Here is a 13,829-nt window from a genome sequence, read left to right as displayed (position 1 = left end):
GCGGAGCCGGTCGGCTCCGCCCCATGGGATGTGACGTTTCTGCGGTAGAGGCCTCGGTCAGGCCTCTTCGTGCGCCACCGCACGCCGCGCGTCCGCGTCCAGGACGCCCCAGCTGATCAGCTGCTCGGTCAGGACCGAGGGCGACTGGTCGTAGATGACCGCGAGGGTGCGCAGGTCGTCCTGGCGGATCGACAGCACCTTGCCGTTGTAGTCACCGCGCTGCGACTGGATCGTGGCGGCGTAGCGCTGCAGCGGGCCCGCCTTCTCCGGCGGCACATGGGCCAGGCGCTCCAGGTCGAGGACCAGCTTCGGCGGGGGCTCGGCCGCGCCGCCCGGCGTGGTGCCCGGCAACAGTTCCTGCACCGGAACGCCGTAGAAGTCCGCCAGCTCGGCAAGGCGCTGCACGGTCACGGCACGGTCGCCGCGCTCGTACGACCCCACCACGACCGCCTTCCAGCGTCCCTGGGACTTCTCCTCGACGCCGTGGAGGGAAAGGCCCTGCTGGGTACGGATCGCACGGAGCTTGGCCCCGAGCTGTTTGGCGTATTCGCTGGACATATAGCTCCCCGGACACTGCATCACTGTGCGGCTGCGCCGCGTGGCTGGTAACTCACTGTGAGGTTACGCAGCGTTACTTGGCCGCGTCAAGCCGAATGGTCCGTACCGACCTTCCCTCAAAACGGGCGTTCCCGCACCTCCAGGGGGTGATCGGCGATGTTGAGGGGCTGGTAGTCTGGATGGCGCAATTCCGACGTCCTTTAAGGTCCGTCCCGTGAGGCGGAGAAGGGGGTCCAGTCGTTGTGGACACGCAGCATATGGACACGCAGAAGTCCGGTGCCAGGTCGGTTCTCGAAGGCCCTGACATCGCGCGGGTACTGACCCGCATCGCCCACGAGATCGTCGAGCGCGCCAAGGGCGCCGAGGACGTGGTCCTCCTGGGCATTCCCACGCGGGGCGTCTTCCTCGCCCGCCGCCTGGCCGAGAAGCTCGAAGAGATCACCGGCCGCGCCATCCCCGTCGGCTCGCTCGACATCACGATGTACCGCGACGACCTGCGCATGCACCCGCCGCGCGCGCTGGCCCGCACCGACATCCCCGGCGACGGCATCGACGGCCGCCTCGTGATCCTCGTCGACGACGTGCTGTTCTCCGGCCGCACCATCCGCGCCGCCCTCGACGCCCTGAACGACATCGGGCGCCCCCGCGCCGTGCAGCTCGCGGTCCTCGTCGACCGCGGCCACCGCGAGCTCCCGATCCGCGCCGACTACGTCGGAAAGAACCTCCCCACGTCGCTGCGGGAGACGGTCAAGGTCCAGCTCGCCGAGGAGGACGGCCGCGACGCCGTGCTGCTCGGTGCGAAGCCGGACACCAAGGCGGCCGAGCAGTAGCACTCCTTCGCCGTGCGCCGCGCCGTACGGCCCGAAGGCGTGCCCTCGCGCGCCCGTATGCCCCAAATCTCCTGAACTTCCTTACGGAGCACCCCAGATGATGCGACACCTCATCTCGGCCGCCGACCTCACCCGCGACGACGCCGTCCTCATCCTCGACACCACCGAGGAGATGGCCCGGGTCGCCGACCGGCCCATCAAGAAGCTGCCCGCGCTGCGCGGCCGGACCGTCTGCAACCTCTTCTTCGAGGACTCGACCCGGACCCGGATCTCCTTCGAGGCCGCCGAGAAGCGCCTCTCCGCCGACGTCATCAACTTCGCCGCCAAGGGCTCCAGCGTCTCCAAGGGCGAGTCCCTGAAGGACACCGCGCAGACCCTGGAGGCGATGGGCGTCGACGCCGTCGTCATCCGGCACGGCGCGTCCGGCGCCCCCTACCGCCTCGCGACCTCCGGCTGGATCGACGCCCCGGTCATCAACGCGGGCGACGGCACCCACCAGCACCCCACGCAGGCCCTCCTCGACGCCTTCACGATGCGCCGCCGCCTCGTCGGCCCGGACGCCGGGATCGGCAAGGGCCTCGACGGCAGGCGCGTCACGCTCGTCGGCGACATCCTGCACAGCCGCGTCGCCCGCTCGAACGTCGACCTGCTGCACACCCTCGGCGCCCAGGTCACCCTCGTCGCGCCGCCCACCCTGCTGCCCGTCGGCGTCGAGACCTGGCCCTGCGAGGTCAGCTACGACCTCGACTCCACGCTCCCCAAGTCCGACGCCGTGATGATGCTCCGCGTACAGCGCGAGCGGATGAACGCGGCGTTCTTCCCGACCGAGCGCGAGTACTCGCGCCGCTACGGCCTCGACGGCGACCGCATGGCGAAGATGCCCGAGCACGCCATCGTGATGCACCCCGGCCCGATGGTCCGCGGCATGGAGATCACCGCCGAGGTCGCCGACTCCGACCGCTGCACCGCCGTCGAACAGGTCGCCAACGGTGTCCACACCCGCATGGCCGTCCTCTACCTGCTGCTCGGCGGCAACGAGCCTGCCGTCACCCACTCTCGTACCGAGGAGAAGTAAGAACATGAGCAAGATCCTGATCCGTGGTGCGAAGGTGCTCGGCGGCGAGCCGCAGGACGTCCTGATCGACGGTGCCGTCATCGCCGAGGTCGGCACCGGCCTGTCCGCCGAGGGCGCCGAGGTCGTCGAGGCCGACGGCAAGATCCTCCTGCCGGGCCTCGTGGACCTGCACACCCACCTGCGCGAGCCGGGCCGCGAGGACTCCGAGACCGTCCTGACCGGCACGCAGGCCGCCGCCTCCGGCGGCTACACCGCCGTGTTCGCCATGGCCAACACCTTCCCGGTCGCCGACACCGCCGGCGTCGTCGAGCAGGTCTACCGGCTCGGCCAGGAGCACGGCTACTGCGACGTGCAGCCCATCGGCGCCGTCACCGTCGGCCTGGAGGGCAGCAAGCTCGCCGAGCTCGGCGCCATGCACGAGTCCGCCGCGGGCGTCACCGTCTTCTCCGACGACGGCAAGTGCGTCCACGACGCCGTGATCATGCGCCGTGCCCTGGAGTACGTGAAGGCCTTCGGCGGCGTCGTCGCCCAGCACGCCCAGGAGCCCCGCCTCACCGAGGGCGCCCAGATGAACGAGGGCACCGTCTCCGCCGAGCTGGGCCTGGGCGGCTGGCCCGCCGTCGCCGAGGAGTCGATCATCGCCCGCGACGTGCTGCTCGCCGAGCACGTCGGCTCCCGGGTGCACATCTGCCACCTGTCGACCGCCGGGTCCGTCGAGATCGTGCGCTGGGCCAAGTCCCGCGGCATCGACGTCACCGCCGAGGTCACCCCGCACCACCTGCTCCTCACCGACGAGCTGGTGCGCTCGTACAACCCGGTCTACAAGGTGAACCCGCCGCTGCGCACCGAGAAGGACGTCATGGCGCTGCGCGAGGCCCTCGCCGACGGCACGATCGACATCGTCGCCACCGACCACGCCCCGCACCCGCACGAGGACAAGGACTGCGAGTGGGCCGCCGCCGCCATGGGCATGGTCGGCCTGGAGACCGCGCTCGGCGTGGTGCAGCAGACCATGGTCGAGACGGGCCTGCTCGACTGGGCGGGCGTCGCCGACCGGATGTCCGTCAAGCCCGCCGAGATCGGGCAGGCCACCGGCCATGGACGTCCCGTCTCGGCAGGTGAGCCCGCCAACCTGGTTCTCGTCGACGCCGACTACCGTGGAGCCGTTGACCCCGCGGGCTTCGCCTCCCGCAGCCGCAACACCCCCTACGAGGGCCGTGAGCTGCCGGGGCGCGTCACCCACACCTGGCTGCGGGGCAAGGCCACCCTCGCCGACGGGAAGCTCGCGTGACACCTCTGCTGCACCTGGCCGCCGAACAGAAGTCGGCGGACGTGACCGACTGGGCCGACCGCATCGGCTGGATCGTCGGACTGCTGCTCTTCATCGCGCTCGTCTACTGGCTGATGCGCCAGGGCTGGAAGTGGCGCGGCACCCTGCAGGGCGACCTGCCGCCGCTGCCCGACGCGCCGAGTGGGCGCGGCCCGGTGAAACTTGAGCTGAGCGGCCGGTACCACGGCTCCACCACCGCGGGGCAGTGGCTCGACCGCATCGTGGCGCACGGCCTCGGTACCCGCAGCCGCGTCGAGCTGACGCTGACGGACGAGGGTCTGGACGTCGTACGCCCCGGAGCGGCCGACTTCTTCGTCCCGGCGCGGGCGCTGCGCGAGGCCCGGCTCGACAAGGGCATCGCCGGCAAGGTGCTCACGGAGGGCGGTCTGCTGATCGTCACCTGGGTGCACGGCGACAAGCTGATCGACTCCGGCTTCCGCTCCGACCACGCCGCCGAGCAGGCGGACTGGGTCACCGCAATCAACAACATGATCGACACGCACATCACGACGGAAGGCGCCGCACGATGACCACCTCCACCAGGGGAACCAGCAAGGTTCCCGCCGTTCTCGTCCTGGAGGACGGCCGCGTGTTCCGCGGCCGCGCCTACGGGGCCGTGGGGGAGACCTTCGGCGAGGCCGTGTTCTCCACCGGCATGACCGGCTACCAGGAGACCCTGACCGACCCGTCGTACGACCGCCAGATCGTGGTCGCCACCGCCCCGCAGATCGGCAACACGGGCTGGAACGACGAGGACGACGAGTCGAGCCGCATCTGGGTCTCCGGGTACGTCGTCCGCGACCCCGCCCGCATCCCCTCCAACTGGCGCGCGAAGCGCTCGCTCGACGACGAGCTGGTCGCCCAGAACATCGTCGGCATCTCCGGCATCGACACCCGCGCCCTCACCCGCCACCTGCGCGAGCGCGGCTCCATGCGCTCCGGCATCTTCTCCGGCGAGACGCTCCCGGCCGACGCCGAGCTCGTCGAGAAGGTCCAGGCCCAGCCCGTCATGAAGGGCCTGAGCCTGTACGAGGAGGTCGCCACCAAGGAGGCCTACGTCGTCCAGGCCGTCGGTGAGAAGAAGTTCACCGTCGCCGCCGTCGACCTCGGCATCAAGGGCATGACCCCGCACCGCATGGCCGAGCGCGGCATCGAGGTGCACGTGCTGCCTGCCACGGCGACCGCGGAGGACGTCTACGCCGTCAGCCCCGACGGTGTCTTCTTCTCCAACGGCCCGGGCGACCCGGCCACCGCCGAAGGACCGGTCGCGCTGATGACCGCCGTCCTGGAGCGCAAGACGCCGCTGTTCGGCATCTGCTTCGGCAACCAGATCCTCGGCCGCGCCCTCGGCTTCGGCACGTACAAGCTGAAGTACGGCCACCGCGGCATCAACCAGCCGGTGCAGGACCGCACCACCGGCAAGGTCGAGGTCACCGCGCACAACCACGGCTTCGCCGTGGACGCGCCCCTCGACAAGGTGAGCGAGACCAAGTTCGGCCGCGCCGAGGTCTCCCACGTCTGCCTGAACGACCAGGTCGTCGAAGGCCTCCAGCTGCTCGACCAGCCGGCCTTCTCCGTCCAGTACCACCCGGAGGCGGCGGCCGGTCCCCACGACGCCGCCTACCTGTTCGACCGCTTCGTTTCCCTGATGGAGGGCCAGCGTGCCTAAGCGCTCCGATATCCAGTCCGTCCTGGTCATCGGCTCCGGCCCGATCGTCATCGGCCAGGCCGCCGAGTTCGACTACTCCGGCACCCAGGCGTGCCGCGTCCTGAAGTCCGAGGGCCTGCGGGTCATCCTCGTGAACTCCAACCCCGCGACGATCATGACCGACCCGGAGATCGCCGACGCCACGTACGTCGAGCCGATCACCCCCGAGTTCGTCGAGAAGATCATCGCCAAGGAGCGCCCCGACGCGCTGCTCCCGACCCTCGGTGGTCAGACGGCCCTCAACACGGCCATCTCCATGCACGAGCAAGGCGTCCTCGAGAAGTACGGCGTCGAGCTCATCGGCGCCAACGTCGAGGCGATCAACAAGGGCGAGGACCGCGACCTCTTCAAGGGCGTCGTGGAGGAGGTCCGCAAGAAGATCGGGCACGGCGAGTCCGCCCGCTCGGTCATCTGCCACTCCATGGACGACGTCCTCAAGGGCGTCGACACGCTCGGCGGCTACCCCGTCGTCGTCCGCCCCTCCTTCACCATGGGCGGCGCCGGTTCCGGCTTCGCGCACGACGAGGAGGAGCTGCGCCGCATCGCCGGCCAGGGCCTGACGCTCTCCCCGACCACCGAGGTGCTCCTGGAGGAGTCCATCCTCGGCTGGAAGGAGTACGAGCTGGAGCTGATGCGCGACAAGAACGACAACGTCGTGGTCGTCTGCTCCATCGAGAACTTCGACCCGATGGGCGTGCACACCGGCGACTCGATCACCGTCGCGCCCTCGATGACGCTCACCGACCGCGAGTACCAGCGGCTGCGCGACATCGGCATCGCGATCATCCGCGAGGTCGGCGTCGACACCGGCGGCTGCAACATCCAGTTCGCGATCAACCCCGACGACGGCCGCATCATCGTCATCGAGATGAACCCGCGCGTCTCGCGCTCCTCGGCGCTCGCGTCGAAGGCCACCGGTTTCCCGATCGCCAAGATCGCCGCGAAGCTGGCCGTCGGCTACACGCTGGACGAGATCCCGAACGACATCACGGAGAAGACCCCGGCCTCCTTCGAGCCGACGCTCGACTACGTGGTCGTGAAGGCCCCGCGCTTCGCGTTCGAGAAGTTCCCGCAGGCCGACTCCACCCTCACCACGACCATGAAGTCGGTCGGCGAGGCCATGGCCATCGGCCGCAACTTCACCGAGGCGTTCCAGAAGGCCCTGCGCTCCCTGGAGAAGAAGGGCTCGCAGTTCACCTTCATCGGTGAGACCGGTGACAAGACCGCGCTCCTCGAAGAGGCCGTGCGACCGACCGACGGCCGGATCAACACCGTCATGGAGGCGATCCGGGCCGGCGCCACGCCCGAGGAGATCTTCGACTACACGAAGATCGACCCCTGGTTCGTGGACCAGCTCTTCCTGATCAAGGAGGTCGCCGACGAGCTCGCGGCGGCCGAGCGCCTCGACGCGGCCCTGCTCGCCGAGGCCAAGCGCCACGGCTTCTCCGACCACCAGATCGCCGAGATCCGCGGCCTGCGCGAGGACGTCGTCCGCGAGGTCCGGCACGCCCTCGGGGTGCGCCCGGTCTACAAGACGGTCGACACCTGCGCCGCCGAGTTCGCCGCCAAGACGCCGTACTTCTACTCCTCGTACGACGAGGAGACCGAGGTCGCGCAGCGCACCAAGCCCGCGGTGATCATCCTCGGCTCCGGCCCGAACCGCATCGGCCAGGGCATCGAGTTCGACTACTCCTGCGTCCACGCCTCCTTTGCGCTCAGCGACGCGGGCTACGAGACCGTGATGGTCAACTGCAACCCGGAGACGGTCTCCACGGACTACGACACGTCCGACCGCCTGTACTTCGAGCCGCTGACGCTGGAAGACGTGCTGGAGATCGTGCACGCCGAGTCCCTCGCGGGCCCGATCGCGGGCGTCGTCGTCCAGCTCGGCGGCCAGACCCCGCTCGGCCTCGCCCAGGCCCTCAAGGACAACGGCGTGCCCGTCGTCGGCACCTCCCCGGAGGCGATCCACGCCGCCGAGGACCGCGGCGCCTTCGGCCGGGTGCTCGCCGAGGCCGGCCTCCCGGCCCCGAAGCACGGCACCGCCACCACGTTCGCCGAGGCCAAGGCCATCGCCGACGAGATCGGCTACCCGGTCCTGGTCCGCCCGTCCTACGTGCTCGGCGGCCGCGGCATGGAGATCGTCTACGACGAGACCCGCCTGTCCGCGTACATCGAGGAGTCCACCGAGATCAGCCCCTCGCGGCCGGTCCTCGTCGACCGCTTCCTCGACGACGCCATCGAGATCGACGTCGACGCCCTGTACGACGGCGAGGAGCTCTACCTCGGCGGCGTCATGGAGCACATCGAGGAGGCCGGCATCCACTCCGGCGACTCGGCGTGCGCCCTGCCCCCGATCACGCTCGGCGGCTTCGACATCAAGCGCCTGCGCGCCTCCACCGAGGCCATCGCCAAGGGCGTCGGAGTGCGCGGCCTGATCAACATCCAGTTCGCCATGGCCGGGGACATCCTCTACGTTCTCGAGGCCAACCCGCGCGCCTCCCGCACCGTCCCCTTCACCTCGAAGGCGACCGCGGTGCCGCTCGCGAAGGCCGCCGCCCGCATCTCGCTGGGCGCCACTGTCGCCGAGCTGCGCGCCGAGGGCCTGCTCCCGAAGACCGGCGACGGCGGCACGCTGCCGCTCGACGCGCCGATCTCCGTCAAGGAGGCCGTCATGCCGTGGTCGCGCTTCCGCGACATCCACGGCCGCGGCGTCGACACGGTCCTCGGCCCGGAGATGCGCTCCACCGGCGAGGTCATGGGCATCGACTCCGTCTTCGGCACGGCGTACGCCAAGTCGCAGGCAGGCGCCTACGGGCCGCTGCCGACGAAGGGCCGGGCGTTCATCTCCGTCGCCAACCGCGACAAGCGCTCGATGATCTTCCCGGCGCGCGAGCTCGTCGCCCACGGCTTCGAGCTGCTCGCCACGTCCGGCACCGCCGAGGTCCTCAAGCGCAACGGCATCAACGCCACGATCGTGCGCAAGCAGTCCGAGGGCGAGGGCCCGAACGGCGAGAAGACGATCGTCCAGCTGATCCACGCGGGCGACGTCGACCTCATCGTCAACACCCCGTACGGCACCGGCGGCCGCCTCGACGGCTACGAGATCCGTACGGCGGCGGTGGCCCGCTCCGTGCCGTGCCTCACGACGGTCCAGGCACTCGCCGCCGCCGTCCAGGGCATCGACGCCCTCAACCACGGTGACGTGGGCGTCCGTTCACTGCAGGAACACGCGGAACACCTGACCGCGGCCCGCGACTAGCAACCCAAGAGGGGGACACCGGAAACGGTGTCCCCCTCTTCATGAGGACACCATCATGTACAAGCTGTTCTTCAACCTCGTCTTCAAGCGCATGGACCCCGAGAAGGCCCACTACCTGGCCTTCCGGTGGATCCGCCTCGCGGCCCGCACCCCCGTTCTGCGCACCTTCGTGGCGGCCGCCCTCGCGCCCCGCTACAAGGAGCTGCGCACGGAGGCCCTCGGTCTTCGTATGCACGGTCCTTTCGGACTCGCCGCGGGCTTCGACAAGAACGCCATCGCCATCGACGGCATGTCGATGCTCGGCTTCGACCACATCGAGATCGGCACCGTCACCGGTGAGCCGCAGCCCGGCAACCCCAAGAAGCGCCTCTTCCGGCTCGTCCCGGACCGCGCCCTGATCAACCGCATGGGCTTCAACAACGAGGGCTCGCTGGCCGTCGCCGCCCGCCTGGCCTCCCGTAACCCGGTGTTCAGGACCACGGTCGGCGTGAACATCGGCAAGACCAAGGTCGTCCCCGAGGCGGAGGCCGTCGGCGACTACGTGAAGTCCACCGAGCGCCTCGCGGCCTTCGCCGACTACCTCGTCGTCAACGTCTCGTCGCCCAACACCCCGGGCCTGCGCAACCTCCAGGCCACCGAGGCGCTGCGCCCGCTGCTGACCGCCGTGCGCGAGGCCGCCGACCGCACCGTGCGCGCGCGCCGCGTCCCGCTGCTCGTGAAGATCGCGCCCGACCTTGCCGACGAGGACATCGACGCGGTCGCCGACCTCGCCGTCGAACTCGGCCTGGACGGCATCATCGCCACGAACACCACCATCAAGCGCGAGGGCCTCGCCACCAAGGGCGACGTCGTGAACGAGACCGGCGGCCTGTCCGGCGCTCCCCTCAAGGAACGCTCCCTGGAGGTCCTCAGGCGCCTCTACGCGCGCGTGGGGGACCGGATCACCCTCGTGGGCGTCGGAGGCATCGAGAACGCCGAGGACGCCTGGCAGCGCATCCTCGCCGGCGCCACGCTCATCCAGGGCTACTCGGCCTTCATCTACGAGGGCCCGTTCTACGCCCGCGCGATCCACAAGGGCCTCGCCGCCCGCCTGAACAACTCCCCGTACACCACGCTCGCCGACGCGATCGGCGCCGATGTGAAGAAGGCGGAAGCCGCATGACCGCACTGGAACCCTTCGGCGCCCGCCTGCGCCGTGTCATGGACGAGCGCGGCCCGCTCTGCGTCGGCATCGACCCGCACGCCGCCCTGCTCTCCTCCTGGGGCCTGAACGACGACATCGCCGGCCTGGAGTCCTTCACCCGCACGACCGTCGAGGCGCTGGCCGACACCGTCGCCGTCGTGAAGCCGCAGTCGGCGTTCTTCGAGCGGTTCGGCTCGCGCGGCGTCGCCGTCCTGGAGCGCGCGGTCGCCGATCTGCGGGCCGCGGGCACCCTCGTCGTCATGGACGCCAAGCGCGGCGACATCGGCTCCACCATGGCCGCGTACGCGGAGACCTTCCTGCACAAGGACTCCCCGCTGTTCTCGGACGCGCTGACGGTGTCCCCGTACCTCGGCTACGGGTCCCTGAAGCCGGCCGTCGACCTCGCGCGCGAGTCCGGCGCGGGCCTCTTCGTCCTCGCGCTCACCTCCAACCCGGAGGGCGGCGAGGTCCAGCACGCCGTACGCGCGGACGGCCGCAACGTGGGCGCGACCATGCTCGCGCACCTGGCCGAGGAGAACGCGGGGGAGAGCCCCATGGGCTCCTTCGGCGCGGTCGTCGGCGCGACCCTCGGGGACCTGTCCTCGTACGAGCTGGACATCAACGGTCCGCTCCTCGCGCCCGGCATCGGCGCGCAGGGCGCCACGGCCGCCGATCTCCCCACGGTGTTCGGCGCGGCCGCGCGCAACGTCGTACCGAACGTGAGCCGGGGAGTCCTCAAGGCGGGGCCGTCCGTGACCGCGCTGCGGGACGCGGCCGTGCGGTTCGCGGACGAGGTGCGCGAGGCGGTCGCGGACGCCTGATGAGGGGTACCCGGGGGTGGCACTCCGTGCCGACCTTGGGCCTCGCGTCCGAATCCTGACCGGATTACTGGTCGTTATGTCTGAAATGCACAGCTCGAGCGAGGCTGACCAGGACTTTTCCGCTGTTCTCGCTGACTCGGACGGCCTTGGCCGCTAGTCTCCGTCGAGAGCGAACGGGCGAGCGCGTTGCTCGTTGCTCCCCAGGTGTGGGGCTACTAGGTTCCTCACCGGTCCGTATCCGACAAGTTCGACATCCGAGGTGACGTAGGCGTGGCTCTTCCGCCCCTTACCCCTGAACAGCGCGCAGCCGCGCTCGAAAAGGCCGCCGCGGCTCGCCGGGAGCGGGCCGAGGTGAAGAATCGACTCAAGCACTCCGGCGCCTCCCTCCACGAGGTCATCAAGCAGGGCCAGGAGAACGACGTCATCGGCAAGATGAAGGTCTCCGCCCTCCTCGAGTCCCTGCCGGGCGTGGGCAAGGTCCGCGCCAAGCAGATCATGGAGCGTCTCGGGATCTCCGAATCCCGCCGGGTGCGCGGTCTCGGTTCCAACCAGATCGCCTCCCTGGAGCGCGAGTTCGGCAGCACCGGAGCCTGAGCGCCACTGGCCGGCCCGAGGGCTGGTCCGGGCACTCCGGAACAACTGGAATAATCGCTGCATGAGTGAACGTCCGCGGCTGACCGTGCTCTCCGGCCCCTCCGGGGTCGGCAAGAGCACGGTCGTCGTCCATATGCGCAAGGAACACCCCGAGGTCTGGCTCTCGGTGTCGGCGACGACCCGCAAGCCGCGCCCCGGCGAGCAGCACGGTGTCCACTACTTCTTCGTCACCGACGAGGAGATGGACAAGCTGATCGCCAACGGCGAGCTCCTTGAGTGGGCCGAATTCGCGGGAAACCGCTACGGCACCCCGCGCCGCGCCGTCCTCGAGCGCCTCGAGGCGGGCGAGCCCGTCCTCCTCGAGATCGATCTGCAGGGCGCGCGCCTGGTCCGCGAGTCGATGCCCGAGGCGCAGCTGGTCTTCCTCGCCCCGCCGAGCTGGGAGGAGCTGGTCCGCCGGCTCACCGGGCGCGGCACCGAGGCGCCAGAGGTCATCGAGCGCCGGCTCGCGGCCGCCAAGGTGGAACTGGCCGCCGAAGCGGAGTTCGACACCACCCTGGTCAACACCTCCGTCGAGGACGTGGCGCGTGAGCTGCTAGCCTTGATGAAAGTTGTTTGATCTTCACCGTAGTTCTCACCCCAGTCTTTACCCATCGGAAGGCAGAGCGTGTCCTCTTCCATCACCGCGCCCGAGGGCATCATCAACCCGCCGATTGATGAGCTTCTCGAGGCAACCGACTCGAAGTACAGCCTGGTCATCTACGCCGCCAAGCGCGCGCGTCAGATCAACGCGTACTACTCGCAGCTCGGTGAAGGCCTGCTCGAGTACGTCGGCCCGCTGGTGGACACCCACGTCCACGAGAAGCCGCTCTCGATCGCCCTTCGTGAGATCAACGCGGGTCTGCTGACGTCCGAGGCCATCGAGGGCCCGGCTCAGTAACACCCGGTTCGCGTCACCACAGGCCCGGCAGTGCTCCTGCCGGGCCTGTGGTGTGTCATGGAGTCGTACGTTTTCGAGTGCGGGGAGGCACGGACAGTGGACAAGCCCAAGGTCGTCCTGGGGGTGAGTGGCGGAATCGCCGCCTACAAGGCGTGTGAACTGCTGCGACGCCTCACCGAGTCCGGCCACGACGTGCGCGTCGTCCCCACGGACTCGGCGCTGCACTTCGTCGGCGCCGCGACCTGGTCGGCCCTGTCCGGCAACCCGGTCTCCACCGAGGTCTGGGACTCCGTCCACGAGGTCCCGCACGTCCGGATCGGCCAGCACGCCGACCTCGTGGTCGTCGCCCCGGCCACCGCCGACATGCTCGCCAAGGCGGCCCACGGCCTCGCCGACGACCTCCTCACGAACACCCTGCTCACCGCCCGCTGTCCGGTCGTCTTCGCACCCGCCATGCACACCGAGATGTGGGAGCACCCGGCGACCCAGGAGAACGTCGCCACCCTGCGCCGCCGCGGCGCCCTCGTCATCGAGCCCGCGGTCGGGCGCCTGACCGGCGTCGACACCGGCAAGGGCCGCTTCCCGGACCCGGCGGAGATCTTCGAGTACGTCCGCCGGGTGCTGGCGCGCGGTGCCGACGCGGCCGTGTCCGACCTGGCCGGCAAGCACGTCGTCGTCAGCGCCGGCGGCACCCGCGAGCCCCTCGACCCGGTCCGCTTCCTCGGCAACCGCTCCTCCGGCAAGCAGGGCTACGCACTCGCCCGCACGGCGGCCGCCCGCGGGGCCCGCGTCACCCTGCTGTCCGCCAACGCGGCCCTGCCCGACCCGGCGGGCGTCGACGTCGTCCACGTGGGCACGGCCGTGCAGCTGCGCGAGGCGGTCCTCAAGGCCGCCGCCGACGCCGACGCGGTCGTCATGGCCGCGGCCGTCGCCGACTTCCGCCCCGAGGTGTACGCGAGCGGCAAGATCAAGAAGAAGGACGGCGAGGAGCCCGCCCCGATCGCGCTCGTCCGCAATCCGGACATCCTCGCCGAGGTCTCCGCCGACCGGCCGCGACCCGGCCAGGTGGTCGTCGGCTTCGCCGCGGAGACCGACGACGTACTCGCCAACGGCCGCGCCAAACTCGCCCGCAAGGGCTGCGACCTGCTCGTCGTCAACGAGGTCGGGGAGCGCAAGACCTTCGGCTCCGAGGAGAACGAGGCCGTGATCCTGGGCGCCGACGGCAGCGAGGCGCAGGTCCCGCACGGCCCGAAGGAAGCGCTCGCCGACCGGATCTGGGACGAGGTCGTCCGTCGCGTCGCCCCGGCGGACAACGCCGGATGAAATCCGGGTGAAACCGGCCCCGCCTCCGGAGTGAGGGAAAAACCACGTTCGCCCCTTCGGGCGCCCCGAATCCCTGGAAACTCGGCAATTTCGGGCGCTCCATGGTCTTCCGGAGACCGATCGTCGTATCGCAGAATGCGGTGTCGCAGGTCACAGCGCTCCCAAGTGGCGAGACGCGGGGTCCGGCGGCCGAGCGTGACCGATA

The 13,829-nt window shown here is 70.1% G+C and carries 13 protein-coding genes; 12 read left to right on the top strand and 1 reads right to left on the bottom strand.

What is annotated here, in order from left to right; genetic code table 11:
- Positions 1 to 57: 57 nt before the first annotated feature.
- Positions 58 to 558 (bottom strand): transcriptional regulator BldD, encoded by a 501-nt coding sequence (gene bldD, locus ACVHNB_RS26910; protein WP_093894511.1) that lies wholly within the window; start codon positions 556 to 558, stop codon positions 58 to 60.
- A 257-nt stretch (positions 559 to 815) separates the two neighbouring features.
- On the opposite strand from bldD, the gene pyrR reads away from it, so the two are divergent.
- The 12 genes from pyrR (at position 816) to coaBC (ending at position 13,624) form a co-directional block, all read left to right on the top strand.
- Positions 816 to 1,388: a bifunctional pyr operon transcriptional regulator/uracil phosphoribosyltransferase PyrR gene (gene pyrR, locus ACVHNB_RS26905; RefSeq protein WP_428957719.1), complete on the top strand. Its 573-nt coding sequence runs from the start codon at positions 816 to 818 to the stop codon at positions 1,386 to 1,388.
- A 97-nt stretch (positions 1,389 to 1,485) separates the two neighbouring features.
- Positions 1,486 to 2,463 (top strand): aspartate carbamoyltransferase catalytic subunit, encoded by a 978-nt coding sequence (locus ACVHNB_RS26900; protein WP_456226104.1) that lies wholly within the window; start codon positions 1,486 to 1,488, stop codon positions 2,461 to 2,463.
- A 4-nt stretch (positions 2,464 to 2,467) separates the two neighbouring features.
- A complete protein-coding gene (locus ACVHNB_RS26895; RefSeq protein ID WP_428955975.1) occupies positions 2,468 to 3,754 on the top strand; it encodes a dihydroorotase in 1,287 nt (428 codons plus the stop codon).
- Complete coding sequence (locus ACVHNB_RS26890; RefSeq protein ID WP_456226103.1) at positions 3,751 to 4,323, top strand: PH-like domain-containing protein; 573 nt, start codon at positions 3,751 to 3,753, stop codon at positions 4,321 to 4,323. The genes ACVHNB_RS26895 and ACVHNB_RS26890 overlap by 4 nt, the downstream gene beginning before the upstream one ends.
- Positions 4,320 to 5,462 (top strand): glutamine-hydrolyzing carbamoyl-phosphate synthase small subunit, encoded by a 1,143-nt coding sequence (gene carA / locus ACVHNB_RS26885; protein ID WP_456226102.1) that lies wholly within the window; start codon positions 4,320 to 4,322, stop codon positions 5,460 to 5,462. Before ACVHNB_RS26890 ends, carA begins: the two co-directional genes overlap by 4 nt.
- A complete protein-coding gene (gene carB, locus ACVHNB_RS26880) occupies positions 5,455 to 8,763 on the top strand; it encodes a carbamoyl-phosphate synthase large subunit (protein ID WP_428955978.1) in 3,309 nt (1,102 codons plus the stop codon). The genes carA and carB overlap by 8 nt, the downstream gene beginning before the upstream one ends.
- Positions 8,764 to 8,818: 55 nt before the next feature.
- Complete coding sequence (locus tag ACVHNB_RS26875) at positions 8,819 to 9,925, top strand: quinone-dependent dihydroorotate dehydrogenase (RefSeq protein ID WP_428955979.1); 1,107 nt, start codon at positions 8,819 to 8,821, stop codon at positions 9,923 to 9,925.
- Entirely contained in the window at positions 9,922 to 10,767 is an 846-nt protein-coding gene (pyrF, locus tag ACVHNB_RS26870) for an orotidine-5'-phosphate decarboxylase (RefSeq protein WP_428955980.1), read from the top strand. The genes ACVHNB_RS26875 and pyrF overlap by 4 nt, the downstream gene beginning before the upstream one ends.
- 270 nt (positions 10,768 to 11,037) lie before the next feature.
- On the top strand, positions 11,038 to 11,361 hold the full coding sequence (locus ACVHNB_RS26865) for an integration host factor (RefSeq protein ID WP_026246651.1): 324 nt from the start codon (positions 11,038 to 11,040) through the stop codon (positions 11,359 to 11,361).
- Between the two features lie 61 nt (positions 11,362 to 11,422).
- Positions 11,423 to 11,980 (top strand): guanylate kinase, encoded by a 558-nt coding sequence (gmk, locus tag ACVHNB_RS26860; RefSeq protein ID WP_428955981.1) that lies wholly within the window; start codon positions 11,423 to 11,425, stop codon positions 11,978 to 11,980.
- Positions 11,981 to 12,028: 48 nt separating this feature from the next.
- Positions 12,029 to 12,301 (top strand): DNA-directed RNA polymerase subunit omega, encoded by a 273-nt coding sequence (gene rpoZ, locus ACVHNB_RS26855; RefSeq protein WP_005319902.1) that lies wholly within the window; start codon positions 12,029 to 12,031, stop codon positions 12,299 to 12,301.
- 57 nt (positions 12,302 to 12,358) lie between these two features.
- Positions 12,359 to 13,624, top strand: coding sequence for a bifunctional phosphopantothenoylcysteine decarboxylase/phosphopantothenate--cysteine ligase CoaBC (coaBC, locus tag ACVHNB_RS26850; protein WP_456226101.1), 1,266 nt, complete (start codon positions 12,359 to 12,361; stop codon positions 13,622 to 13,624).
- Positions 13,625 to 13,829 lie beyond the last annotated feature (205 nt).

Source organism: Streptomyces sp. YJ-C3 (assembly GCF_053891275.1).
Note: the sequence above shows the minus strand (reverse complement) of the source record. Positions and strands in the feature narration are given on the sequence as shown.

Excerpts from the sequence above, each read along its gene's own strand:
- bldD (WP_093894511.1), bottom strand. The coding sequence starts at position 558 with ATGTCCAGCGAATACGCCAAACAGCTCGGGGCCAAGCTCCGTGCGATC.
- pyrR (WP_428957719.1), top strand. The coding sequence starts at position 816 with ATGGACACGCAGAAGTCCGGTGCCAGGTCGGTTCTCGAAGGCCCTGAC.
- ACVHNB_RS26900 (WP_456226104.1), top strand. The coding sequence starts at position 1,486 with ATGATGCGACACCTCATCTCGGCCGCCGACCTCACCCGCGACGACGCC.
- ACVHNB_RS26895 (WP_428955975.1), top strand. The coding sequence starts at position 2,468 with ATGAGCAAGATCCTGATCCGTGGTGCGAAGGTGCTCGGCGGCGAGCCG.
- carA (WP_456226102.1), top strand. The coding sequence starts at position 4,320 with ATGACCACCTCCACCAGGGGAACCAGCAAGGTTCCCGCCGTTCTCGTC.
- ACVHNB_RS26875 (WP_428955979.1), top strand. The coding sequence starts at position 8,819 with ATGTACAAGCTGTTCTTCAACCTCGTCTTCAAGCGCATGGACCCCGAG.
- pyrF (WP_428955980.1), top strand. The coding sequence starts at position 9,922 with ATGACCGCACTGGAACCCTTCGGCGCCCGCCTGCGCCGTGTCATGGAC.
- gmk (WP_428955981.1), top strand. The coding sequence starts at position 11,423 with ATGAGTGAACGTCCGCGGCTGACCGTGCTCTCCGGCCCCTCCGGGGTC.
- coaBC (WP_456226101.1), top strand. The coding sequence starts at position 12,359 with ATGGAGTCGTACGTTTTCGAGTGCGGGGAGGCACGGACAGTGGACAAG.